Origin of the sequence: Salmonella sp. 32082101201600294FB01SM01 (assembly GCF_017572865.1) — a bacterium.
GTDB classification, from domain to species: domain Bacteria; phylum Pseudomonadota; class Gammaproteobacteria; order Enterobacterales; family Enterobacteriaceae; genus Salmonella; species Salmonella enterica.
In genome coordinates, this window is record NZ_JAGESB010000001.1 from 1,479,615 (window position 1) to 1,505,097 (window position 25,483).

22 protein-coding genes are annotated in these 25,483 nt (G+C 54.0%); 8 read left to right on the top strand and 14 right to left on the bottom strand.

Annotation, left to right across the window (positions count from 1 at the left end):
- Positions 1-63: 63 nt before the first annotated feature.
- From narI to narK, 5 genes are all read right to left on the bottom strand, one after another.
- Positions 64-741, bottom strand: a complete 678-nt coding sequence (narI, locus tag J4645_RS07230; RefSeq protein ID WP_000545594.1) for a respiratory nitrate reductase subunit gamma — start codon at positions 739-741, stop codon at positions 64-66.
- Positions 741-1,451, bottom strand: a complete 711-nt coding sequence (narJ, locus tag J4645_RS07235) for a nitrate reductase molybdenum cofactor assembly chaperone (protein WP_000571668.1) — start codon at positions 1,449-1,451, stop codon at positions 741-743. Before narJ ends, narI begins: the two co-directional genes overlap by 1 nt.
- The gene (gene narH / locus J4645_RS07240) at positions 1,448-2,983 is read right to left on the bottom strand and encodes a nitrate reductase subunit beta (protein ID WP_000702629.1); all 1,536 of its coding nucleotides are present in this window, start codon (positions 2,981-2,983) and stop codon (positions 1,448-1,450) included. The genes narJ and narH overlap by 4 nt, the downstream gene beginning before the upstream one ends.
- Entirely contained in the window at positions 2,980-6,723 is a 3,744-nt protein-coding gene (locus J4645_RS07245; RefSeq protein WP_208208948.1) for a nitrate reductase subunit alpha, read from the bottom strand. The genes narH and J4645_RS07245 overlap by 4 nt, the downstream gene beginning before the upstream one ends.
- 387 nt (positions 6,724-7,110) lie before the next feature.
- Positions 7,111-8,508 (bottom strand): nitrate transporter NarK, encoded by a 1,398-nt coding sequence (gene narK / locus J4645_RS07250; protein WP_000019850.1) that lies wholly within the window; start codon positions 8,506-8,508, stop codon positions 7,111-7,113.
- A gap of 340 nt (positions 8,509-8,848) precedes the next feature.
- Between narK and narX the strand changes: the two genes are divergently transcribed.
- On the top strand, positions 8,849-10,645 hold the full coding sequence (narX, locus tag J4645_RS07255) for a nitrate/nitrite two-component system sensor histidine kinase NarX (RefSeq protein ID WP_000476244.1): 1,797 nt from the start codon (positions 8,849-8,851) through the stop codon (positions 10,643-10,645).
- Positions 10,638-11,288, top strand: a complete 651-nt coding sequence (narL, locus tag J4645_RS07260; RefSeq protein ID WP_001064598.1) for a two-component system response regulator NarL — start codon at positions 10,638-10,640, stop codon at positions 11,286-11,288. Before narX ends, narL begins: the two co-directional genes overlap by 8 nt.
- Here the strand turns inward: narL and J4645_RS07265 are convergent, their stop codons facing one another.
- Positions 11,289-12,713: a YchO/YchP family invasin gene (locus J4645_RS07265; protein WP_024147045.1), complete on the bottom strand. Its 1,425-nt coding sequence runs from the start codon at positions 12,711-12,713 to the stop codon at positions 11,289-11,291.
- Positions 12,714-12,889: 176 nt separating this feature from the next.
- Here J4645_RS07265 and J4645_RS07270 point away from each other — a divergent pair, with 176 nt between their 5' ends.
- Complete coding sequence (locus tag J4645_RS07270) at positions 12,890-13,243, top strand: DsrE/DsrF/TusD sulfur relay family protein (RefSeq protein WP_001179794.1); 354 nt, start codon at positions 12,890-12,892, stop codon at positions 13,241-13,243.
- Positions 13,244-13,322: 79 nt separating this feature from the next.
- On the opposite strand, the gene chaB is transcribed toward J4645_RS07270, so the two are convergent.
- Positions 13,323-13,553, bottom strand: a complete 231-nt coding sequence (gene chaB, locus J4645_RS07275; protein ID WP_001146392.1) for a putative cation transport regulator ChaB — start codon at positions 13,551-13,553, stop codon at positions 13,323-13,325.
- A 266-nt stretch (positions 13,554-13,819) separates the two neighbouring features.
- Here chaB and chaA point away from each other — a divergent pair, with 266 nt between their 5' ends.
- Entirely contained in the window at positions 13,820-14,920 is a 1,101-nt protein-coding gene (gene chaA / locus J4645_RS07280) for a sodium-potassium/proton antiporter ChaA (protein ID WP_000148418.1), read from the top strand.
- Between the two features lie 53 nt (positions 14,921-14,973).
- On the opposite strand, the gene kdsA is transcribed toward chaA, so the two are convergent.
- From kdsA to hemA, 6 genes are read right to left on the bottom strand one after another with little or no spacing between them, the layout of a single operon-like run.
- Positions 14,974-15,828 (bottom strand): 3-deoxy-8-phosphooctulonate synthase, encoded by an 855-nt coding sequence (gene kdsA / locus J4645_RS07285; RefSeq protein ID WP_000811046.1) that lies wholly within the window; start codon positions 15,826-15,828, stop codon positions 14,974-14,976.
- Between the two features lie 37 nt (positions 15,829-15,865).
- On the bottom strand, positions 15,866-16,675 hold the full coding sequence (sirB1, locus tag J4645_RS07290) for an invasion regulator SirB1 (RefSeq protein WP_001257065.1): 810 nt from the start codon (positions 16,673-16,675) through the stop codon (positions 15,866-15,868).
- Positions 16,676-16,678: 3 nt separating this feature from the next.
- Positions 16,679-17,068 (bottom strand): invasion regulator SirB2, encoded by a 390-nt coding sequence (gene sirB2 / locus J4645_RS07295; protein ID WP_023207371.1) that lies wholly within the window; start codon positions 17,066-17,068, stop codon positions 16,679-16,681.
- Positions 17,065-17,898, bottom strand: coding sequence for a peptide chain release factor N(5)-glutamine methyltransferase (prmC, locus tag J4645_RS07300; RefSeq protein ID WP_000347310.1), 834 nt, complete (start codon positions 17,896-17,898; stop codon positions 17,065-17,067). Before prmC ends, sirB2 begins: the two co-directional genes overlap by 4 nt.
- Positions 17,898-18,980, bottom strand: a complete 1,083-nt coding sequence (gene prfA, locus J4645_RS07305) for a peptide chain release factor 1 (protein ID WP_000804708.1) — start codon at positions 18,978-18,980, stop codon at positions 17,898-17,900. The genes prmC and prfA overlap by 1 nt, the downstream gene beginning before the upstream one ends.
- A gap of 40 nt (positions 18,981-19,020) precedes the next feature.
- Entirely contained in the window at positions 19,021-20,277 is a 1,257-nt protein-coding gene (hemA, locus tag J4645_RS07310) for a glutamyl-tRNA reductase (RefSeq protein ID WP_000173208.1), read from the bottom strand.
- 313 nt (positions 20,278-20,590) lie between these two features.
- Between hemA and lolB the strand changes: the two genes are divergently transcribed.
- The 4 genes from lolB (at position 20,591) to dauA (ending at position 25,085) form a co-directional block, all read left to right on the top strand.
- Positions 20,591-21,214 carry a lipoprotein insertase outer membrane protein LolB gene (lolB, locus tag J4645_RS07315; RefSeq protein ID WP_000174484.1) on the top strand — a complete coding sequence of 208 codons (624 nt, stop codon included), beginning with the start codon at positions 20,591-20,593 and terminating at the stop codon, positions 21,212-21,214.
- Positions 21,211-22,062, top strand: coding sequence for a 4-(cytidine 5'-diphospho)-2-C-methyl-D-erythritol kinase (gene ispE, locus J4645_RS07320; protein WP_000988244.1), 852 nt, complete (start codon positions 21,211-21,213; stop codon positions 22,060-22,062). Before lolB ends, ispE begins: the two co-directional genes overlap by 4 nt.
- A gap of 265 nt (positions 22,063-22,327) precedes the next feature.
- The gene (prs, locus tag J4645_RS07325) at positions 22,328-23,275 is read left to right on the top strand and encodes a ribose-phosphate diphosphokinase (RefSeq protein ID WP_001518537.1); all 948 of its coding nucleotides are present in this window, start codon (positions 22,328-22,330) and stop codon (positions 23,273-23,275) included.
- A gap of 124 nt (positions 23,276-23,399) precedes the next feature.
- Positions 23,400-25,085 carry a C4-dicarboxylic acid transporter DauA gene (gene dauA / locus J4645_RS07330; RefSeq protein WP_001037186.1) on the top strand — a complete coding sequence of 562 codons (1,686 nt, stop codon included), beginning with the start codon at positions 23,400-23,402 and terminating at the stop codon, positions 25,083-25,085.
- 44 nt (positions 25,086-25,129) lie between these two features.
- Here dauA and ychH read toward each other — a convergent pair whose 3' ends face one another.
- Positions 25,130-25,408 (bottom strand): stress-induced protein YchH, encoded by a 279-nt coding sequence (gene ychH, locus J4645_RS07335; RefSeq protein WP_000823878.1) that lies wholly within the window; start codon positions 25,406-25,408, stop codon positions 25,130-25,132.
- Positions 25,409-25,483 lie beyond the last annotated feature (75 nt).

Genomic DNA, 25,483 nt, shown 5'->3' on the forward strand with positions numbered 1-25,483 from the left:
TTTTTCTGCTATATTGCTGAATACATCTCAGTATTACAGTGACTTAAGCTTGTCAATGCACAATCAGTGACGCGCACGTACAATCTGATACTTGCGGGTCAGGTACTCGACCGGCACGCTCCAGATATGCACCAGGCGCGAGAATGGGAATAACAGGAACAGCGTCATCCCCAGTACCAGGTGCATACGGAAGATAAAGGCTACACCGTCCAGATGTGCGGATGCGCCACCGTGGAAGGTCACAACTGACTGCGCCCACCCGACCAGCTTCATCATTTCACTCCCGTCCATATGCTGGGCGGAGAACGGAATGGTCAACAGGCCCAGCGCGCACTGAATCACCAGCAGCGAGAGAATCAAAATATCTGCTCCGGTAGTGGTGGCGCGGACACGTGGGCTGAACAGACGACGCTTGAGCAGTAAAATACCGCCAACCAGAGTCAGCACGCCGCAGGCGCCGCCGGCAATCATCGCCATCTTCTGTTTCACGTCGACCGGCAGAAAAGCTTCATACATCCAGTGCGGCGTTAACATGCCCAGGAAGTGACCGGCGAAAATACCCAAAATCCCAATGTGGAACAGGTTTGACGCCAGGTTCATTCCTTTGCGATCCAGCATCTGGCTGGAGGCCGCCCGCCAGGTGTACTGGCCGTAGTCGTAACGTAACCAGCTACCGATCAGAAATACCGATCCGGCAATGTACGGGTAGATATCAAAGAAGAACATATTCAGGAAGTGCATTAGTGCTGTCCTCCGGTGGTGATATTCAGATATTGCGGCGCCACGGCACCGGCAAAACGACGCTGGTGAGCGGAGATCTCCGACTCGCCACACCCCTGATCGGCGAAGAATTTCACCTGCTCTTCTTCCCAGACCGCATCCAACGCTTGTGGGGTATCATCACGTGCTTCATTCGCAATTTTTTCAGCCACTTTATCGCTGTCGATAACGGTATTCGCCAGTTTTAACAGCAGATCGAACAGCACCGCATAACGGCTGTCACGCTGTTGCAAACGTGCGCTTAGCAGCGCCAGAATCGGCGCGATATCCTGTAAACCCCCTAACGCTTCGCTTTTCGGCAACTGCGCAAGGTATTCCAGATACAGCGGCAGATGATCGGGAAGTTCGCGGCTGTCGAGCTGCAAACCGTGCTGTTCATACTGTGCCATCAGGTCAACCATCGCCTGACCGCGATCGCGGGATTCCCCGTGTACATGTTCAAACAGCAGCAGCGATGTGGCGCGACCACGGTCAAACAGTTCACTGTAGGCGGCCTGTACATCCAGCATGTCCTGCGCGGTTAAATCGCGCAGGAAAACGCCCAGAGTCTGGGCATCCTCTTTATCCAGGTTCTCAGATGACGCGAGTGCATCGAAAAGTTCCTGCTGATGCTGCCACAGGGCTGCATCCGGGTACTCGAGCAGACGCGAAACAATGACGAGTTCAATCATGCGTGCGGCTCCGTTTTGCTGGTCACATCAACAGCGTCGATGCGGCGGCTGTTGAACAGATTGAATTTGGTATCAGACCCGTGGCAACCATCGCCGAAGGTAAAGCCACAACCGCTTTTCTCCGGGAATGCGTCACGCGCCAGTTCACGATGGCTGCTCGGCACCACAAAGCGATCTTCATAATTAGCAATCGCCAGATAACGATACATTTCCTGCGCCTGGGCTTCGCTTAAACCCACCTCTTCCAGCGCGCGAGTATCCACTTTACCGTCTACGGTTTCCGCACGTTTGTAGTGACGCATCGCCAGCATCCGTTTCAGTGCCAACAGTACCGGCTGAGTGTCGCCAGCGGTCAACAGGTTCGCCAGGTACTGCACCGGGATACGCAGACTGTCTACATCCGGCAGAATACCGTTGCTGCCCAGTTCACCCGCGTCGGCGGCAGACTGAATCGGCGACAGCGGCGGCACGTACCAGACCATCGGCAGCGTGCGGTATTCCGGATGCAGCGGCAGCGCCAGCTTCCAGTCCATCGCCATTTTGTACACTGGCGATTGCTGCGCCGCATCGATCACGCTCTGCGGCACGCCGTCCTTCAGCGCCTGTTCAATGACAGCCGGATCGTTCGGATCGAGGAACACGTCCAGTTGACGCTGGTACAGATCTTTTTCGTTTTCCGTACTGGCGGCGCTTTCAATGGCATCTGCGTCATACAGCAGTACGCCAAGGTAGCGGATACGCCCCACGCAAGTTTCCGAGCAAACGGTCGGCTGACCGGCTTCGATACGCGGGTAGCAGAAGATGCACTTCTCGGACTTGCCGCTCTTCCAGTTGAAGTAAATTTTCTTGTACGGGCAACCGGTGATACACATCCGCCAGCCGCGGCACTTGTCCTGGTCGATCAGCACGATGCCATCTTCTTCACGCTTGTAGATAGCACCGCTCGGGCAGGTCGCCACGCACGCCGGATTGAGGCAGTGCTCGCACAGGCGCGGCAGGTACATCATGAAGGTGTTTTCGAACTGGCCGTACATCGCCTTCTGCATGTTTTCGAAATTCTGATCTTTGGCGCGTTTTTCGAACTCGCCGCCCAGAATCTCTTCCCAGTTTGGCCCGCTGGTAATTTTGTCCATCCGCTGGCCGGTAATCAGCGAGCGCGGACGCGCGATCGGCTGATGTTTGCTTTCCGGCGCGGTATGCAGGTTCTGGTAGTCGTAATCAAACGGCTCGTAGTAGTCGTCGATGCCCGGCAGATGCGGGTTAGCGAAGATTTTACCCAGCAGCAGCGCCCGGTTGCCCATGCGCGGCTGTAGTTTGCCGTTGATTTTGCGGATCCAGCCGCCTTTCCATTTTTCCTGATTTTCCCAGTCATTCGGAAAACCAACGCCAGGCTTACTTTCTACGTTGTTGAACCACGCGTATTCCATACCTTCGCGACTGGTCCAGACGTTTTTACAGGTGACTGAACAGGTATGACAGCCGATGCACTTATCGAGATTCAGCACCATGCCGACTTGTGAACGAATTTTCATTTTACGCTCTCCTGTACCTGGTCATTGCCTTCGCCATCCAACCAGTTAATGTTCTTCATCTTACGTACCACCACAAACTCATCGCGGTTGGAGCCGACGGTACCGTAGTAGTTAAAGCCGTAGGCTAACTGCGCATAGCCGCCGATCATATGGGTCGGTTTCGGCGTAATGCGCGTCACCGAGTTATGAATACCGCCGCGCTGCTGGGTAATTTCCGACCCCGGCAGGTTTACGATACGTTCCTGCGCGTGGTACATCATGGTCATGCCCGCCGGTACACGCTGGCTGACCACTGCGCGTGCGGTCAATGCGCCGTTGCTGTTGAAGACTTCGATCCAGTCGTTATCTTCAATGCCCAGATCTTTGGCGTCGGTTTCGCTCATCCACACAATCGGGCCGCCACGCGACAAGGTCAGCATCAACAGGTTATCGCTGTAGGTCGAGTGGATACCCCATTTCTGGTGCGGCGTCAGGAAGTTGAGCGCCTTCTCCGGATTACCGTTGGATTTACGCCCCATCACCGCTTTCACCGAGCGGGTGTCGATCGGTGGACGATACACCAGCAAACTTTCGCCGAAGTCGCGCATCCACTGGTGATCCTGATACAACTGTTGGCGACCAGACAGCGTACGCCACGGAATCAACTCGTGAACGTTGGTATAACCGGCGTTATAAGAAACGTGCTCATCTTCCAGACCAGACCAGGTCGGGCTGGATATAATTTTGCGCGGCTGGGCCTGAATATCGCGGAAGCGGATTTTCTCTTCTTCTTTATTGGTTGCCAGATGCGTATGGTCGCGACCGGTAAACTCGCTCAGCGCTGCCCAGGCTTTCACCGCCACCTGACCGTTGGTTTCCGGCGCTAACGTCAGGATCATCTCTGCCGCGTCAATCGCCGTGTTGAGCATCGGCTGGCCTTTCGCCGGACCGTCCGCTTTGGTGTAATTGAGCTTACGCAGCAAGTCCATTTCGCTCTGCGTGTTCCAGGCAATCCCTTTCCCGCCGTTGCCGATTTTCTCCATCAGCGGGCCGATAGAGGTAAAGCGCTCATAGGTGGCCGGATAATCACGCTCGACGGTCATGATGTGCGGCGCGGTTTTCCCTGGAATCAGGTCGCATTCGCCTTTTTTCCAGTCTTTCACGTCCAGCGGCTGCGCCAGTTCAGCGGCAGAATCGTGCTGGATCGGCAGCGTCACGACGTCAGTCTCTTTACCCAGGTGGCCTACACAAACTTCGGAGAATTTCTTCGCAATGCCTTTGTAGATTTCCCAGTCGCTTTTCGATTCCCAGGCCGGATCTACGGCGGCAGACAGCGGATGAATAAACGGATGCATATCCGAGGTATTCATATCGTCTTTTTCATACCAGGTGGCGGTCGGCAGTACGATATCGGAGTACAGGCAGGTGCTCGACAGGCGGAAGTCCAGCGTCACCACCAGATCCAGTTTGCCGTCCAGGCCATTGTCACGCCACTCCACTTCTTCCGGCTTCACACCGCCCTGTTTACCCAGATCCAGCCCCTGAATACCATGCTCAGTACCCAGCAGATATTTCAGCATGTACTCATGGCCCTTACCGGAAGAGCCAAGCAGGTTAGAACGCCAGATGAACAGGTTACGCGGGTGGTTTTTACCGTTTTCCGGCTGCTCGGCGGCAAAGCGAATCGAACCCTCTTTCAGGGATTTGACGGTATAGTCTACCGGCGTCATACCGGCTTTTTCCGCTTCACGCGCAATATACAGCGGGTTGGTGCCTAACTGCGGTGCCGACGGCAACCAGCCCATACGCTCGGCGCGCACATTGAAGTCAATCAGATGACCGCTATAGCGGGATTTGTCCGCCATCGGCGACAGTAACTCCTCGGCGGTCACCGTCTCGTAGCGCCACTGGCTGGAGTGGTTATAGAAGTAAGAAGTGCTGTTCATGTGACGCGCGGGACGCTGCCAGTCAAGGGCAAACGCCAGCGGCTGCCAGCCGGTCTGCGGACGCAGTTTTTCCTGGCCGACGTAGTGCGCCCAGCCGCCGCCGCTCTGACCAACGCAACCACAGAACACCAACATATTGATCAGCCCGCGATAGTTCATATCGAGGTGATACCAGTGGTTCAGCCCGGCGCCAACGATAATCATTGAACGCCCGTGCGTTTTGTCCGCGTTATCGGCGAACTCCCGTGCGATACGGATGATCTGCGCCCGCGGCACGCCAGTGATCTGCTCGGCCCATGCTGGCGTATACGCTTTGGTATCGTCATAACTGGCGGCACAATTTTCATCGTTCAGGCCGCGTTCCAGACCATAGTTCGCCATAGTCAGGTCATACACGGTGGTGACTAACGCTGAAGAACCATCGGCCAGTTGCAGACGTTTAACCGGCAATTTATGCAGCAGGACGTTATCCAGCGCCACATGATTAAAGTACTCTGAACCTTCGCCGCCGAAATACGGGAAGCCCACGTCAGCAATCTCATCCTGGCTGCCCAGCAAGCTGAGCTGCAATTCAGTTTCTGCACCGGTAGTCCCGTCGCGCTGTTCGAGGTTCCATTTGCCTTTTTCGCCCCAGCGGAAACCAATTGAACCGTTTGGCGCCACCATTTCACCGTTGCTGTTAATGGCGACGGTTTTCCATTCCGGGTTATTTTCCTGCCCCAGCGAATCAACGAGATCGGCAGCGCGCAGCATACGACTTGCGGCATAATAACCATCACGCTCTTCAAGCATCACCAGCATTGGCATGTCGGTATAGCGGCGGACATAATCGGTGAAGTACTGGCGCGGGTTGTCGAGGTGGAACTCGCGCAGCATGACGTGGCCCATCGCCAGCGCCATCGCTGCATCGGTCCCCTGCTTCGGCGCCAGCCACAGATCGCACAGTTTGGCGATTTCAGCATAGTCCGGCGTCACCGCGACAGTTTTAGTGCCTTTGTAACGTACTTCGGTAAAGAAGTGGGCGTCCGGCGTACGGGTTTGCGGCACGTTAGAGCCCCAGGCGATAATATAGCTGGAGTTGTACCAGTCAGCGGATTCCGGCACGTCGGTCTGCTCGCCCCAGGTTTGCGGGGAGGCTGGCGGCAGGTCGCAGTACCAGTCGTAGAAGCTCAGGCAGGTACCGCCAATCAGTGAAAGATAACGTGCGCCGGAAGCGTAGGAGACCATCGACATCGCCGGGATGGGTGAGAAGCCCGCGACACGGTCAGGGCCATAGGTTTTCACTGTGTACACGTTGGAAGCGGCGATCAGCTCGTTCACTTCCTGCCATGAGGAGCGAACAAAGCCGCCACGACCTCGCGCCTGTTTGAAGCTTTTGGCTTTATCGGCATCTTCAATGATGGAGGCCCATGCCTCTACCGGATCGCGATGCAGTTTTTTCGCCTCGCGCCACATCTTCATCAGACGTTTGCGCATCAGCGGATATTTCAGTCGGTTAGCGCTGTAGAGATACCAGGAGTAGCTTGCGCCGCGCGGGCAGCCGCGAGGTTCATGGTTTGGCATATCAGGACGGGTGCGCGGGTAATCGGTTTGCTGTGTTTCCCAGGTCACCAGACCATTTTTGACATAAATTTTCCAGCTACAAGAACCGGTGCAGTTCACCCCATGGGTTGAGCGCACAATTTTGTCATGCTGCCAACGTTGGCGGTATCCGTCCTCCCAGTCCCGGTTTGTTTCGAGAAGCTGGCCGTGCCCATCGGCAAAGGTTTCGCCCTTCTGCTTGAAGTAGCGAAACCGGTCCAGGAATTTACTCATCGGGTTTCTCCTGTGTGGAACCTTACGGCTCTCTGATAAATCGACATTGCTTAACTAAGGGCGAAGGTAACGCGCTGAATGGGCGTGAGAATTGATAACGATCAAGGCGGACAGGGATGCAAATGGCGCGCAAACCTCCTGCATACTCCTTTTGGAGGAGGAGTTTTATTTATATATATTGCTGATTTAATTACATAAAATTAAATTTACGCACGACATGAATGTTAAATTTTCAACAAGTGGGTATTAAGGGGTATCCCCCTGGATGACCGATAAAGATGAGCGTGGTCAGCCCTGTCGCGCCTCTCTTCTTGACTATAAGTATGTTGTAACTAAATGCGGGTAAAAAAAAGCGCGGTCTAACGCCGCGCAAAGGATAATCAAAAGTTACTTTTTATTTTTAGAATGACGTCCATATACCGCCCAGGTAATAACGACGCAGGCGATATAGAAAATAAGAAAGACCTTCATCGCGCCGACTGGAGAACCAGTTAATGCTAAAGATGAACCAAACGCTTTCGGAATAAAAAAGCCGCCAATCGCGCCAATCGCGGAAATAAAGCCCAGCGCCGCCGCCGTATCGGTCGCCGCTTCACGCATGGCTCTTTCCTCCGACCCGCCTTCCGCTTTAACCCGGTCCATCGTCAGTTTACGGAAGATAACGGAGATCATCTGGAAGGTAGAACCACTCCCCAGCCCCGCCGTCAGGAACAGCGCCAGAAATACCCCGTAGAACGCGATAAAGCTACCGCCAACGCCGCCAGTAGGTAATGTCAGGAACAGCAGACCGCTGAAAATCGCCATCAGGACAAAGTTGATAAGCGTGACGCGGGTTCCCCCCAGACGGTCAGAAATTGCGCCGCCTGCCGAACGCGCCAGCGCGCCGATAAACGGACCGAAAAACGCATAATGCAGGATCTGCACATCCGGGAATTGCGTTTTAGACAGCATAGCGAACCCCGCGGAGAAACCGATAAACGATCCGAAGGTTGCCAGATACAGCAGACTCATGATCCACAGATGACCACGTTTGAGCACCGGCAGTTGCTCTTTTAGCGAGGCCTTAGACGTCGCCAGTTCGTTCATGCCGAACCACGCTGCCAGCGTAAAAATGGCCAGGAAAGGCACCCAAATCCAGGCCGCGTTCGCCAGATAGAGCTGAGAACCGTCCGGCTGCTCTACACCGTGGCTGCCAAAGGCGGCAAAGATAGAGAGCGAAACCACCAGCGGCGCAACCAGCTGCATCACGCTCACGCCCATATTGCCCAGACCGCCGTTCAGACCCAGCGCGCCGCCCTGCTTTTGTTTAGGAAAGAAAAAGCTGATGTTCGCCATACTGGAGGCAAAGTTCGCGCCGGCAAAACCACACAGCAAGGAAATAATAATGAAAGTGCTAAATGGCGTACTGGTATCCTGAACGGCAAAGCCTAACCATACGCAAGGCACGATGAGGATACCGGTACTGAACGCTGTCCAGCGACGTCCGCCAAATAGCGGCACCATAAAGGAGTAAGGCACCCGCAGCAGCGCGCCGGAAACAGATGGCAGCGCAGTCAACATAAAGAGCTGATCGGTCGTAAAATTAAATCCCACTTTCGGCAGGTTCACCGCCACTGCGCTGAATAGCATCCAGACGCAAAACGCCAGCAGTAAACACGGCACAGAAATCCACAGATTACGGCTGGCGACACGATGGCCGCGCTGCTGCCAGAATGCCGGATCTTCCGGACGCCATTCCGTGATAACAGCGCCAGTTGCCCTTTCCGGGGCGGATGAGTGACTCATAGACACCTCTGATTCTTGATTTGATGTCTGCCACATTAGGGTTTACTGCCGAAGGTAAGTTGATATAAATCAAAGGAAAAGTCGTCATCACCGGCGACTAAAAAGCGTTATTACCCTTAATGAGTAGGCTATTTTGGTAAAAAAGCTGTGGTTTTTCACCATGCTGTGTCTGTCTACTCCTTCCCGTCGCAGATACCTCTCTACGGCGGCAATTAAGGAGTAACTCGTTATAGGTATGGGTATACTCCGCTGTATCGTTGAGAATAGCGGCACAGCCGATTGACGCCCCTCTTTTTTGCTACGTTTTTTCGGCGACATTACCCCGAAGAAAGAAGGTAACATGTTTAAACGGTGTTTCTCTCCTCTTACGCTGGTTAACCAACTGGCGCTGATTGTCATGCTCTCTACCGCTATCGGCGTGGCGGGGATGGCGGTTTCCGGCTGGCTGGTTCAGGGCGTACAGGGTAGCGCTCATGCGATTAATAAAGCGGGCTCATTGCGTATGCAAAGCTATCGACTACTGGCCGCTGTCCCGCTGGATGCTAAAGATCAAAAGCTGCTGGATGAGATGGAGCAAACGGCATTCAGCCCTGAACTGACCCGCGCCGCTGAGCGAGACGGGCAGCAGAAGCAGCTTAAAGCGTTGCAGGATTACTGGCATAACGAACTCTCGCCAGGGCTACAGCACGCGCAAAACGCGCACGCGGTCGCAGAAGATGTCACGCGCTTTGTGGCGGGCCTGGATCGCCTGGTGACGTCGTTCGACCATACTACTGAATTGCGTATCGAACGCGTGGTATTAGTTCACCGGGTAATGGCGATCTTTATGGCGCTATTGCTGGTATTTACGATTATCTGGCTACGTGTTCGCCTTTTGCAGCCCTGGAAACAGTTGTTATCAATGGCGCGCGCCGTCAGTCAGCGTGACTTTACCCAACGTGCCAATATCAGTGGACGCAATGAGATGGCCGCGCTGGGTTCTGCGCTCAATAACATGTCTGAAGAACTGGCCGAAAGTTATGCGGTACTGGAACAGCGCGTACAGGAAAAAACAGCCGGTCTGGAACATAAAAACCAGATTCTCTCGTTTTTGTGGCAAGCCAACCGCCGACTGCATTCACAGGCTCCGCTATGTGAACGTCTTTCACCGGTACTGAATGGCCTGCAAAATTTAACCCAGTTGCATGATATTGAGCTGCGAGTCTATGACCTGGAAGATGAAGATAATCACCAGGAATTTACCTGTCAGTCGGACATCAGTTGCGATGATAAAGGCTGCCACCTTTGCCCACGTAGCGCCCTGCCGATGATTAACGGCGGCACCACTTTAAAATGGCGGCTCACCGATTCTCACACCCAATACGGTATTTTGCTGGCGACGCTGCCCTATGGACGCCATCTCAGCCACGATCAGCAACAGTTGGTGGACACGCTGGTTGAACAGCTTACCGCGACTCTGGCGCTCGACAGGCATCAGGAGCGCCAGCAGCAGTTGATTGTCATGGAAGAGCGTGCCACCATTGCCCGCGAACTGCATGATTCTATTGCCCAGTCGCTCTCTTGTATGAAGATGCAGGTGAGCTGCCTGCAAATGCAGGGCGACGTGTTACCGGAAAGCAGCCGTGAGTTACTCAGCCAAATTCGCAATGAGCTGAACTGCTCCTGGGCGCAACTGCGCGAACTGTTAACTACTTTCCGGTTACAGTTGACGGAACCCGGGCTACGTCCGGCGCTGGAGGCAAGCTGCCAGGAGTTCAGCGCCCGGTTTGGCTTTACGGTAAAACTGGATTATCAGCTTCCCCCCCGCCTGGTGCCTTCACACCAGGCGATACACCTGTTGCAAATTGCCAGGGAAGCCCTCAGCAACGCCCTTAAACACTCTCATGCCGACGATGTGGTGGTGACAGTGACGCAATGTGGCAAACAGGTCAAACTAAAAGTGCAGGATAATGGCTGCGGCGTCCCGGAAAACGCCGAACGCAGTAATCACTACGGCATGATCATCATGCGCGATCGGGCGCAAAGTTTGCGCGGCGATTGCCAGGTACGCCGACGCGAGACTGGCGGAACAGAGGTCACTGTTACTTTTATTCCAGAAACAAACTTCACAGAAACCCAGGGAGATACCCATGAATAATCAGGAACCGGCAACCATCCTGTTAATCGACGACCATCCGATGCTACGCACGGGTGTAAAGCAGCTTGTGAGTATGGCGCCCGATATCAGCGTGGTCGGAGAAGCCAGCAACGGTGAGCAGGGTATTGACCTGGCGGAATCGCTCGATCCCGATTTGATCCTCCTTGATTTGAATATGCCGGGAATGAATGGTCTCGAAACGCTGGATAAATTACGCGAAAAAGCGCTGTCAGGACGTATTGTCGTTTTCAGCGTATCCAACCATGAAGAAGATGTCGTCACGGCGCTAAAGCGCGGCGCGGACGGTTATCTGTTAAAAGACATGGAGCCGGAGGACTTGCTCAAAGCGTTACAACAGGCCGCCGCCGGCGAAATGGTATTAAGTGAAGCGTTAACGCCGGTACTGGCGGCCAGCCTGCGGGCCAACCGCGCCACCACCGATCGCGATGTAACGCAACTCACCCCGCGTGAGCGCGATATTCTGAAGCTCATCGCGCAGGGATTGCCAAATAAGATGATTGCCCGACGTCTGGATATCACCGAAAGTACGGTCAAAGTGCACGTGAAACATATGCTCAAGAAAATGAAGCTGAAATCGCGCGTGGAGGCCGCCGTCTGGGTACATCAGGAACGCATCTTTTAATTATTGCTCCTGGAACGGTTGCCAATGCGGATTATCGTCCGGCATCGTGATAAACGGTTCAGTCAGCGCGAGCGTGATCTCATTGGAAGAGACACGCTGACCTTTTTCATCTTCAACCACCACCGATAAACGCCAGCGATTTGCCGCGCCTTCGCGGTGATCCCAGGCCGGCATAATGATTGTCCAGCCCTCGGTACTGCGGGTGTCCGTTCCTGCCGTCAAACTTAATGCCTGTGTATCGCCCTGCCAGCTCAAATGACGAATACCGTGCACGCTGCGCACCTGCAATTTTAACGCAACCGTCTCACCAGGCGTAAGATCCCAAGGCGGCGTCGCCAGAAAAACCGTTAGCGTTTTACGCTGCCGATACTCCATTGTCGGCAGCGAGTTACGTTGCGGCGTATCATAGCGGCTACCGCGTAATGACTGGCTTTGCGCCACTTCACTGGCGGCAAGCTGCTTTTTGAGCGACATGCCGAAGCGGTAGTTAAGCGTCAGTCCCAGGTTATTCTGACTGACCCCGCTCTCGCCCTGTTTGTGCTGGGCGGTCACGGTAAGCAAAGGTACTGGCGTATAGTTGAGACCCAGTTTTAACGCGACAGGATTGTGATACCCCATTCCGGAGTCAAACAGATCCACGCTATCGCCAAAGTACTGCTCCAGACTAACGCTGGTATTGATATGCTGGTAAAACGGCAGCCGCATTTGCGCGTTGATATCATATCCGCGCGCCATTCGCTGTTCTAAGGTCGCCGTATGCGTCTGCCAGTCGGCAAAAGGCTGATAATAGTTGGCGGATAAACGCAAATATTCTCCCCACGCCTCCGCGCCAAAGCCGGCGCGCTGCAAATTTTCATCCAGCAGATTATCGTAAAAGGTATTATAGCCAAGAAGCCAGCCATCCTGCGCCCAGCGCTGTCCTACGCCAATATTGCTTACCAGTCCGTCAGTCTGTTGCGTAAGGCCAAGCTGGCTCCAGGTCAGATAGCGCTGTTTATCCTGTAAAGGGATAAACCAGCTTCCGCGACTGCCGTTAAAATGACCTTCGTTATCGACGTTAATATCAACGCTGGCGCTGCCCCAGGCTGATAGCCAGCTTTCAAGCTGCTGGTTAACCTGCTCGCTGACCACATCGCGTACCTGTCCGAAAGCGAATTGCCGCGCCTGTTCACCGGTATCCAGATCGTTATTTTTCATGCTGGCTTCGCCAAACGCTTTGGCCATCTCGGCAAAATGCTTTTCCCCTTCGTGGGATTCCGGCATCATGCCTAAATCCGGCAGACGGTTTTGCGTGAAAGGGTCTTGCGCCTGCGCACAGATCGTACCGCTGGCAGTCAGCAAGAGAAGCGAGAGTGAGAATGAACGAAAAACAATACGGCTCAACGTGTCGGCAACTTCTACAACAAAAGATAAGAGGAATGGCATCAGAGTAAACCATAACGTGTCCGGACAGGTTTTGCAGCCTTTTCTCGTGCTTCCAGGAATATCCTTATTTTTTCCGCAGAGCGTCCCGGGATTTTATCCACGCATTTGGCGGCACCCGGTTCCCGAGGTAACATAACGCCATTACCGACAAAATTTCTCAAGGAGAAGGGTTATCCATGCAAAATATCGTCATTATCGCTAACGGCGCCGCCTACGGCAGCGAATCATTATTTAATAGCCTGCGTCTGGCCATTGCGCTGCGCGAGCAGGAAAGCCATCTCGATTTACGCCTGTTTTTGATGTCAGATGCCGTAACCGCAGGGTTACGCGGTCAAAAACCAGCCGAGGGCTACAATATTCAGCAAATGCTGGAAATTCTGACCGCGCAAAACGTACCGGTAAAATTATGCAAAACCTGTGCGGACGGACGTGGTATCACTCCCCTGCCGCTGATTGACGGTGTGGAAATCGGAACGCTGGTCGAGCTGGCGCAATGGACGCTGGCAGCGGACAAAGTGCTGACATTTTGAATCTGTACGCGGGAAAAGCTCCCGCGTCAGGATAGACTTCCGGCAAGAAAATCAGGCTAACACGTGAGTAATACCGCGTTTATTTTTTCTTATGCCATTTATCATCCTCGCCTTTTTCATAATCGTTTTTAACCGCCGCCCAGGCGACTTTGTGTGCGGTTTCCTCGCGACTGGCGTCATCACGACGATCGGCTTTATCTTTATATTGCTCCCAGGCGCTATTAAACGCTTCTTTGTAAATGTCCTGGGCATGGGCTGGAAGAACATTCCGCACATTATCGGGTAAATCACTTTTGGCTTTATACGGCATCCGCACCTCCGTCTTCAGGGAAAACATTAAGTGTGGTAAACAATGCGTTATTACGCCAGTCGAGGAGGATTTTTGCTTTTTACGGAAATTAACTTTTTGTTATTTAAACACTGTTAAAACAAGATGCTTGTTTTACTGACCTTGAAAGAAAAAAATCGTCTACGCCGTAAAACTACGTAAAAAACCACTAAAAAAATACAAATTTCTGCTATTTTTACCTTCTTTACTCTTTCCAAAATATTAACACCTGCACAAGGGAGACCCTCATGACACATGCCTGTGAGGCGGTGAAAACCCGCCATAAGGAGACTTCGCTTATTTTCCCGGTTCTTGCGCTGGTAGTGCTGTTCCTTTGGGGAAGCAGCCAGTCACTACCAGTGGTTATTGGCATCAATATCCTTGCACTTATTGGTATTTTAAGCAGCGCATTTAGCGTGGTCCGTCATGCCGATGTATTAGCGCACCGACTCGGCGAACCCTACGGATCGCTTATTTTAAGCCTGTCCGTCGTTATTCTTGAAGTGAGTTTAATTTCAGCGCTGATGGCCACCGGCGATGCTGCGCCAACGCTTATGCGTGATACGCTCTACTCTATTATTATGATTGTCACCGGGGGACTGGTCGGTTTCTCGTTGTTGTTGGGCGGGCGTAAATTCGCAACGCAATATATGAATTTATTCGGGATTAAGCAGTATCTTATCGCGCTGTTTCCGCTGGCGATTATTGTGCTGGTTTTTCCCATGGCATTGCCGCAAGCCAATTTCTCTACCGGTCAGGCATTATTGGTCGCGTTAATTTCTGCCGCGATGTACGGCGTATTTTTGTTGATTCAAACCAAAACGCACCAGAGCTTATTTATCTATGAACATGAAGATGAAGGCGATGATGACAATCCACACCACGGTAAACCCTCCGCGCACAGTAGCGGCTGGCATACGGTCTGGTTACTCATTCATTTAATTGCGGTCATTGCCGTTACCAAAATGAATGCCAGCCCGCTGGAGGCGTTGCTGACCAGCATGAACGCCCCGGTCGCCTTTACCGGTTTCCTGGTCGCGCTGTTAATTCTCTCGCCGGAAGGACTGGGCGCGCTGAAGGCGGTACTGAATAATCAGGTTCAACGGGCAATGAATCTGTTCTTCGGATCGGTGTTGGCGACGATTTCATTAACCGTGCCGGTCGTCACGCTCATCGCCTGGGCGACAGGTAATGATCTGGTGTTTGGTTTAGGCGCGCCGGAAATGGTAGTGATGGTAGCCTCGTTAGTGCTGTGCCATATTTCGTTCTCTACCGGACGCACCAACGTGCTAAACGGCGCGGCGCATCTGGCTTTATTTGCCGCCTATCTGATGACGATTTTTGCCTGATATAAAAAAGCCGGATAGTATCTTATCCGGCCTACACAAGCTAAAAACCGCAATCAGTTCTCGGTATCCAGCTCGTCGAAGCTTTTCACCAAATCATCAATCGCTTTTATCTGGGTCAGGAACTGCTCCAGTTTCGCCAGCGGCAGCGCGGAAGGACCGTCGCACTTCGCGTTAGCCGGGTCCGGATGCGACTCCAGGAACAGGCCCGCCAGACCGACAGCCATACCGGCGCGCGCCAGCTCGGTCACCTGACCACGACGACCGCCCGAGGCGGCGCCAAATGGGTCGCGGCATTGCAGCGCATGGGTAACGTCGAAAATCACCGGCGAGTTGCCGGAGACCTTTTTCATCACGCTAAAGCCCAGCATATCCACCACCAGGTTGTCATAACCGAAGTTCGCGCCGCGGTCGCACAGAATCACCTTATCGTTACCGCCCTCATGGAACTTATCCACGATATTGCCCATCTGACCCGGGCTTACGAACTGCGGCTTTTTCACGTTAATCACAGCGCCGGTTTTCGCCATCGCTTCCACCAGGTCGGTCTGGCGCGCCAGAAACGCCGGGAGCTGAATCACGTCAACCACATCAGCCACAGGCTGCGCCTGGCTGGCTTCATGGACGTCAGTGATCACTTTTACGCCAAATGTCTGCTTGAGTTCCTGGAAGATTTTCATCCCTTCTTCCAGACCCGGCCCACGGTAAGAGTGAATAGAGGAACGGTTGGCTTTATCAAAAGAGGCCTTGAACACGTAAGGAATACCCAGCTTCTGGGTAACGGTTACGTAGTGCTCACAAATGCGCATTGCCAGATCGCGTGACTCCAACACGTTCATACCGCCAAACAGCACAAACGGCAGGTCATTTGCCACCTTAATGTCGCCAATGTTAACCACTTTTTGTTTCATAGGATCGCCTTACACTTATAGGTAAAATGTCGGTTAATTAATGTAGAACAATTTGCTTGTGCGCAATGGTGTTGATCTGCGCACGAATCATTTCGCTGATCGGGTCTTCCGGACACTGTTCAACGAAGTAGCTTAAATCAGTCAGCGCAACGTGTTCACACTCAAGCTGCGCGTAGATCAACCCGCGGTCACGGATTTCGTAAGGATCTTCCGGGTTAAATTGCAACAATGCTTCGCTAACGCGCAGCGCCAGCTCCATTTGCCGTTCCTCCATCAGCGAGGATTTCAGCGTATCCAGTAGCTTACGAATCACTTCGGCGTTATCCGCTTCGTCCAAATCTTCATTAAACAACTCGGCGACCGGACTAATATTGCCTTTTAACCAGACTTCCAGAGTATGTTCATCAAGCGTTTCACCGTTGAACGGGTTAATCAGCCACATTTCCCCTTCCAGCGATTCAATACGCAAAATCAACTGCGTTGGGAAGATAACGGGCACCAACGGCAAATCAAGACGGTTTGCTATCCATAATAAAATAGCGCCCAACGATACCGCGCTACCCTGGCGTTTTTTCAGGACTTTATCGAGCCATAAAGCATCAGAAAGACGGTAGACGCCACGGGAATCCGTGAACCCCCACTCGCCGTAAAAAAGTGCCAGCAATTTTTCCAGTTGCTCATCCTGAGACAGGAGCTGGCTAATTTCTTCCTGCGCCAGACTGACCAGACGTTCCAGTTCGTCGTAGACAAACTGCGTGGGAAAATCCAGGCGAATCATCTCTGATGCCAGGATCATGCCATCACACAGCGGCGCATTGTTAAATTCGAAATCAGCTAACGACCTCATGACTTACCCCAGTAACGGTATTTTTGTGGTGGCGAGTTTAATGATGATGTACAGCACCACCAGCGCCAGCGGAAAAGCGATAAAACGCGCCTGCTGGCTGCGCGCCTGACGATAATCAAGCGCAATAAAACCCAAAACGATGTAGATGATAACGCCAAACAGTTTTTCAGTCAGCCATGAGCCCAACTCCGTGAATGGCAGGATGTGCGTTTTAACGATTAACCCAATACCGCTAAGCAGTAACAGGGTATCTATGACGGGAGGCACGATTCTTGCCCAGCGCGCGGCGGCCAACGCATGGCCGCAATAGCGCCACCAGTAACGAGCGACAAACAAACTGACGGAGAGCGCAACACAGATAAGATGAAGCGTGAGCAGCATCGCAATTGTCATGGCGTAAAACGTCCGCAGGTCACGCGTTCATTACCGCCATAATCACGACACGTTTCTACATCCGAGTAACCAGACCGCCTGAAAACCGCTCTTACCGCTTCGCCTTGCTGCCAACCGTGTTCCAGCAGCAGGAAGCCGCCGGGCGTTAACATCTGGCGGGCGTTATCGATAATATGCGTAAGATCCGCCATACCGTTTTCGTCCGCCACCAACGCCGAGCGCGGTTCAAAGCGTACATCGCCTTCGCTAAGGTGCGGGTCCTGCGCGTCAATGTAGGGCGGATTGCTGACAATCATGTCGAACTGCTGCCCCGATAGCGCGCTGAACCAACAACTTTGCAGTATACGCACATTCCGGATAGCCAAATGTTCCGCGTTGCGTATCGCCAGCGCAACCGCATCAGGCATACGATCGACCGCAGTCACCTCACAATCCGGTCGCTCGCAGGCCAGCGCCAGCGCAATCGCGCCAGTTCCGGTGCCTAAATCCAGAATACGACAGGTTTTGACCGGCAATCGCGCCAACGCCTGTTCCACCAGACATTCGGTATCCGGGCGCGGGATTAGCGTGGCGGGAGAAACGAAGAGCGGCAGCGACCAGAATTCGCGTAAGCCCGTCAGGTACGCAATGGGTTCGCCCTGTTTACGCCGCTGCAGCAGATCCGCGAGCTGTTGTTGCTGGACGTCAGTAAGCGGCGTTTCGCCAAAGGCCATGATATACGTCCGCCCCTTGCCCGTAACGTACTCAAGCAGGATCTCGGCGTCGCGCCGGGGGCTGTCGCTGTCCCGGAGCTGGTTTACCGCCTCATGCAGCCAGTGCTGAAAATCCATTATTCCTGCTCGGACAATGCGGCTAACAGGTCAGCCTGATGTTCCTGAACAATCGGCTCAATCAGCATATCCAGCTTACCTTCCATCGTTTCATCAAGGCGATATAACGTCAGATTAATACGATGATCGGTCACGCGCCCCTGGGGGAAATTATAGGTCCGGTTACGATCGCTGCGATCGCCGCTGCCAAGCAGGTTGCGGCGCGTTGACGCCTCGGCCTGCTGGCGTTTTGCCGTTTCGGCGGCGTGAATGCGCGCCCCAAGCACCGAGAGCGCTTTCGCTTTGTTTTTATGCTGCGAACGCTCGTCCTGGCATTCCACCACGATGCCGGTCGGCAAGTGGGTAATACGGATAGCGGAGTCGGTGGTGTTAACGTGCTGACCGCCCGCGCCGGAAGAACGAAACGTATCAATGCGCAGATCCGCCGGGTTAATATCCGGCAGCTCGGCTTCCGGCAGCTCCGGCATCACGGCGACGGTACAGGCGGAGGTATGGATACGCCCCTGCGACTCGGTCGCCGGAACACGCTGTACGCGGTGTCCGCCGGACTCAAATTTCAGTCGGCCATACACGCCGTCGCCGCTGATTTTGGCGATGATCTCTTTATAACCGCCATGCTCGCCTTCGCTCATGCTCATGATCTCCACGCGCCAGCGGCGCGATTCGGCATAACGGCTGTACATGCGGAACAGATCGCCGGCAAACAGCGCGGCTTCATCGCCGCCGGTGCCGGCGCGAACCTCAAGGAACGCGTTTCGTTCATCGTCCGGATCTTTCGGCAGCAGCAGTACCTGTAACTGTTGCTCCAGTTGTTCGCTTTTTTCTTTCGCTTCGCGCAGTTCTTCCTGCGCCATTTCTCGCATTTCAGGATCGTCGAGCATCATCTGAGCCGTCTCGATATCGTCCTGAACCTGTTGCCAGTCCGTAAAACAGCGAGAAACGTCGCTTAATTGCGCATATTCGCGCGACAATGCGCGAAAGCGGTCCTGGTCGGCGATAATTCCCGCATCGCCCAGCAACGCCTGAACTTCCTCATGGCGTTCGTGCAGGGCTTCCAGTTTGGCAACGATAGAAGGCTTCATAGGCGTAAATTCACCCTGTAAAAAAGTGTGGTGTGTGCTGCTACTCCAGCCCGAGGCTGTCGCGCAGAATATTCAGGCGTTCGTCATCCCCGTCACGGGCAGCCTGTTGAAGTGATTTCGTTGGCGCATGAATCAGGCGGTTGGTCAGTTTCCATGCCAGATCCTGCAAGATGGCTTGCGCATCACCGCCCTGTTGAAGGGCCGACAGCGCTTTGGTAGTCAGTTCGTCACGAATCTGCTCCGACTGACTACGGTATTCCCGAATGGTCTCGCTGGCCCCCTGGGCGCGTAGCCAGGCCATAAACTCGCTGGCTTCCTGCTCAACAATCGTTTCCGCTTCTACCGCCGCAGCCTGACGCTGCGCCAGATTATGCGAAATGATGCTCTGTAAATCATCGACGCTATAAAGATAAGCGTTCGCCAGTTTGCCGACTTCCGGCTCAACGTCGCGCGGTACGGCGATATCCACCAGCAGCATCGGCTGGTTGCGACGGCTTTTTAATGCGCGCTCCACCATGCCTTTACCGATAATCGGCAGCGGGCTGGCGGTCGAACTGATGATAATATCGGCATCCTGCAAACGGGCGTCGATATCGCTGAGCGAGATAACCTCAGCGCCTACTTCATCCGCCAGGGCTTGCGCGCGCTCGCGGGTTCGGTTGGCGATAATCATCTTTTGTACTTTATGCTCGCGCAGGTGACGCGCCACTAGTTCAATAGTTTCGCCCGCGCCAACTAACAGTACAGTGACCGTCGAGAGCGATTCAAAGATTTGGCGAGCGAGCGTACAGGCGGCAAACGCGACGGAGACGGCGCTGGCGCCGATATCGGTTTCAGTCCGCACTCGCTTGGCGACGGAAAACGACTTCTGAAACATTCGCTCCAGCGCGCTGGCGTTAAGGTGGCCTTTTTGCGAATCCGCAAACGCTTTTTTCACCTGACCGAGGATTTGCGGTTCGCCCAGCACCAGTGAATCCAGACCGCTGGCGACGCGCATCAGGTGGCTGACGGCGTCATTGTCCTGATGCCAGTACAGACTGTTGCGCAGATCGTCCTCGTTCAGGTTATGGTAATCGCATAACCAGCGGATCAGCGCTTCCTGCAGGTTATCCTGCTCTTCCACGCTCAGATACAGCTCTGTACGGTTACAGGTTGACAGCACGACCCCGCCCTGCACCATTGGCTGCGCAAGCAGGCTGTCCAGCGCCTGATCAAGCGTGTCCGGCGAAAACGTTACGCGTTCTCGCAGCGATACAGGTGCCGTTTTATGGTTAATACCGAGCGCTAAAAGGGTCATGTCTGCGGGAGTAGTACCAGCGTTGATATGGTTAGTCTGCTTGCATCATACAGGATGCGCGTGGTCAATAAAAGAGAGAGCCCCCTTTTGGAGTAATTGGCAGCGCTCGCTAATTTGATGATTTAAGACAACTTGAAAGTAGACGATGTCACCAGGCGGCGCTAGCATTAAAGGCTATAACTGTAACCGATAGCAAAAATTTGCCGAATCGCGGCGCGAACGTTTTTACAGCCTGCAGGTTCAGTTTTCAGGCCTGATAAGCGTAACGCCATCAGGCAATTATTGCACCGTATCACAAGGATTCGTCATCACTATGACCCTGCCCGATTTTCGCCTGATTCGTCTACTGCCGTTAGCAAGCCTGGTTCTCACCGCCTGTACGCTTCCTGGGCATAAAGGCCCGGGCAAGAGCCCGGATTCCCCTCAGTGGCGCCAGCATCAGCAAGAGGTGCGTCATCTGAATCAATACCAGACGCGCGGCGCCTTTGCTTACATCTCAGATGATCAGAAAGTCTATGCGCGCTTCTTCTGGCAACAGACCGGACAGGATCGCTACCGCCTGCTGCTTACCAACCCGCTGGGCAGCACCGAGCTGGAGCTTAACGCCCAGCCGGGCAACGTCCAGTTGGTGGATAACAAAGGCCAGCGTTATACCGCCGATGACGCCGAAGAGATGATCGGCAAACTCACCGGGATGCCGATTCCGTTAAACAGCCTGCGGCAGTGGATCCTCGGTCTGCCTGGCGATGCCACCGACTACAAACTGGACGACCAGTACCGCCTGAGCGAAGTGAACTACCGCCAGGATGGTAAAAACTGGAAAGTGGTTTACGGTGGCTATGACAGCAAAACGCAGCCTGCCATGCCTGCCAATATGGAGCTTTCAGACGGCAGTCAGCGCATTAAGCTGAAAATGGATAACTGGATTGTGAAATGATGACCCATTGGCCTTCTCCGGCAAAATTAAACCTGTTTTTATATATCACCGGACAGCGTGCAGACGGCTACCACACGCTGCAGACGCTGTTTCAGTTTCTGGATTATGGCGACACACTCCACATCGAACCGCGTCACGATGGCGAAATCCATTTATTAACGCCGGTTAACGGCGTTGAAAATGAAGACAATCTGATCGTCCGCGCCGCGCGGCTGTTGATGAAAGCCGCCTCGGAGAGTGGGCGCCTGCCCGCCGGAAGCGGCGCGGATATCAGCATTGAGAAGCGCCTTCCCATGGGCGGCGGTCTGGGCGGCGGCTCGTCTAACGCCGCGACCGTTCTGGTGGCGCTCAATCATCTTTGGCAATGCGGGCTTTCCATTGATGAACTGGCGACGATCGGCCTAACGCTCGGCGCCGACGTCCCGGTCTTTGTTCGTGGCCACGCCGCGTTTGCCGAAGGCGTAGGCGAAATATTAACGCCGGTGAATCCGCCGGAAAAATGGTATCTGGTCGCGCACCCTGGCGTAAGCATTCCGACACCGGTTATCTTTAAAGATCCTCAATTGCCGCGTAATACGCCAAAAAGGTCAATAGATACGTTACTAAAATGTGAATTCAGCAATGATTGCGAGGTTATCGCAAGAAAACGTTTTCGCGAGGTTGATGCGGCGCTTTCCTGGCTGTTAGAATACGCGCCGTCGCGCCTGACTGGGACAGGGGCCTGTGTCTTTGCTGAATTCGATACAGAGTCTTGTGCTCGCCAGGTGCTTGAGCAAGCCCCGGAATGGCTCAATGCTTTTGTGGCGAAGGGTGTCAACCTCTCCCCATTGCATCGAGAGTTACTCTAACGCATTCGGGTTTCAGGAAGATGGCGAAATGACGAGTCGCCGGTCATATATGCCGTATTTGACCGGTGTGAGGCATCGATACCAGCGCACATGAAACGTGAATGAAGACGAGTAAGCCGGGCAAGCTGAGCTTCGGTGACAACGTCACCTTGTTCCAGACGTTGCATCGCGCTCTTTAATACACCGCCTGGATAGGATTTTGCCTGGCCCGCACAGTTTTCGGCAAATCTTTTCCACCAATGGACGCATGCCTGAGGTTCTTCTCGTGCCTGATATGAAGCTTTTTGCTGGTAACGCCACCCCGGAACTAGCACAACGTATTGCCAACCGCCTGTACACTTCTCTCGGCGACGCCGCCGTAGGTCGCTTTAGCGACGGCGAAGTCAGCGTACAAATCAACGAAAATGTACGCGGTGGTGATATTTTCATCATCCAGTCCACTTGTGCCCCAACCAACGACAACCTGATGGAATTGGTCGTTATGGTTGATGCCCTGCGTCGTGCTTCCGCAGGTCGTATCACCGCCGTTATCCCCTACTTTGGCTATGCACGTCAGGACCGTCGCGTACGTTCCGCCCGTGTGCCGATTACCGCAAAAGTTGTCGCTGACTTCCTGTCCAGCGTCGGCGTTGACCGCGTTCTCACCGTAGATCTGCATGCTGAACAGATCCAGGGCTTCTTTGACGTTCCGGTTGATAACGTGTTCGGTAGCCCAATCCTGCTCGAAGATATGCTGCAACTGAATCTGGATAACCCGATCGTGGTTTCTCCGGATATTGGCGGCGTGGTTCGTGCCCGCGCTATCGCTAAGCTGCTGAACGATACCGATATGGCTATCATTGATAAACGTCGTCCGCGCGCGAACGTTTCTCAGGTGATGCACATCATCGGCGACGTCGCTGGCCGTGACTGCGTGCTGGTTGATGATATGATCGATACCGGCGGTACTCTGTGCAAAGCAGCAGAAGCATTGAAAGAACGTGGCGCTAAACGCGTGTTTGCCTACGCGACGCACCCGATCTTCTCAGGCAATGCGGCAAACAACCTGCGCAACTCCGTCATTGATGAAGTCGTTGTCTGCGACACCATTCCGCTGACCGACGAAATCAAAGCGCTGCCGAACGTGCGTACCTTGACCCTGTCAGGTATGCTGGCCGAAGCGATTCGCCGCATCAGCAACGAAGAATCGATTTCCGCCATGTTCGAGCATTGATCGAACCCGGATCTCAAACCCGCTGCGGCGGGTTTTTTTGTCTGTAACACCCTTTTGTATGACTTATGCCTCCTTCACCTGCCATTTAGTTGACAGATGATGCGCTCATGGATGAAACATTATTGTGAACAAATTATTTTCCTCACATGTGATGCCTTTCCGCGCTCTCATCGATGCTTGCTGGAAAGAAAAATATACCGCCTCCCGGTTCACCCGTGATGTGATAGCCGGGATCACCGTCGGGATTATTGCTATCCCGCTGGCGATGGCGCTGGCAATTGGCAGTGGCGTTGCGCCGCAATATGGCCTCTATACCTCCGCTGTCGCCGGGATCGTGATCGCGCTAACCGGCGGCTCGCGCTTTAGCGTTTCCGGCCCTACCGCCGCGTTTGTGGTGATTTTGTATCCGGTATCGCAACAGTTTGGTCTGGCGGGCCTACTGGTCGCCACGCTGATGTCGGGCTTCTTCCTGATCCTTTTCGGCCTGGCGAGACTGGGGCGATTGATTGAATATATCCCGGTGTCGGTCACGTTGGGTTTTACCTCAGGGATTGGTATTACCATCGGTACCATGCAGATTAAAGATTTTCTTGGTCTGCAGATGGCCCATGTGCCAGAGCACTATTTGCAGAAAGTCGGCGCGCTGTTTATGGCGTTGCCCACCGTCAATATTGGCGATGCCGCCATTGGCGTGGTAACGCTGGGAACGTTGATTTTCTGGCCGCGTCTCGGTATTCGTCTGCCAGGACATCTTCCCGCGCTGCTGGCCGGTTGCGCCGTAATGGGGATTGTTAATCTGCTGGGCGGCAATGTGGCGACTATCGGCTCACAGTTCCATTACGTTCTGGCTGACGGCACCCAGGGCAACGGCATCCCGCAGCTCCTGCCGCAACTGATGCTGCCGTGGAGTCTTCCTGGCTCCGATTTCACGCTAAGCTGGGATTCACTGCGCGCGCTGCTGCCAGCGGCCTTCTCGATGGCAATGCTGGGGGCAATCGAATCATTGCTCTGCGCCGTCGTGCTGGACGGCATGACCGGCACCAAACATAAAGCTAACAGCGAACTTATCGGCCAGGGGCTGGGGAATATGGTCGCGCCGTTCTTTGGCGGCATCACCGCCACCGCCGCGATTGCCCGCTCTGCCGCCAACGTCCGCGCTGGCGCGACCTCTCCCGTCTCAGCGGTAATTCACGCTATCCTGGTTATTCTGGCGCTACTGGTCTTAGCCCCGCTACTCTCCTGGCTGCCGCTTTCCGCGATGGCGGCGCTACTGCTGATGGTGGCATGGAATATGAGTGAAGCCCATAAAGTGGTGGATCTGTTACGCCATGCGCCGAAAGACGACATTATCGTTATGCTGCTGTGCATGTCATTAACGGTTCTGTTTGATATGGTCATCGCCATCAGCGTGGGGATTGTCCTTGCTTCCCTGCTGTTTATGCGCCGTATTGCGCGAATGACTCGACTTGCGCCGGTCAATGTCGATGTGCCTGATGATGTGCTGGTGCTGCGTGTTATCGGGCCGCTCTTTTTCGCCGCGGCGGAAGGGCTGTTTACCGACCTTGAGTCACGTATTAAGGGCAAACGTATCGTCGTTCTGAAATGGGACGCAGTACCAGTGCTGGATGCAGGCGGGCTTGATGCTTTTCAGCGTTTTGTGAAGCGTCTGCCGGAGGGTTGCGAATTGCGTATCAGTAACCTGGAGTTCCAACCGCTGCGCACAATGGCGCGTGCCGGTATCAAACCTATTCCCGGGCGTCTGACCTTCTTCCCGAACAGGACGGAGGCGTTAGCGGATTTACTCAGTTAATGGACAATGCCCGGTGGCGATAACGCTTACCGGGCCTAAACCGGTTAGCTATGACGACGATTGTCGTTACGGCGGCAACGTTTGTCATAATGACGTACCCACCAATATTTGTCGCTCACCTGCTCATGCCCCCCTACACGAGCCCCCGCCAGCCAAAGAACTGCACCGACAAAAATGCTCAGTATTGCGCCATGCGCAAAAAATTGCGGCAAATTAAACTGCGGCAGTTGGTTTAAAATAGAGTAACCCACGCCGACAACCATCACGACCAGCCCCAACCCCATCAGCACGTTACCGAATAACGAAGCGTTTTTGCGTTTCATATGTCACCTCCGGAACTTTTGGGTTGTTTTTAGGAAATCCCCCTAAACTTTATGTGTAAAGTATAGACAACACTT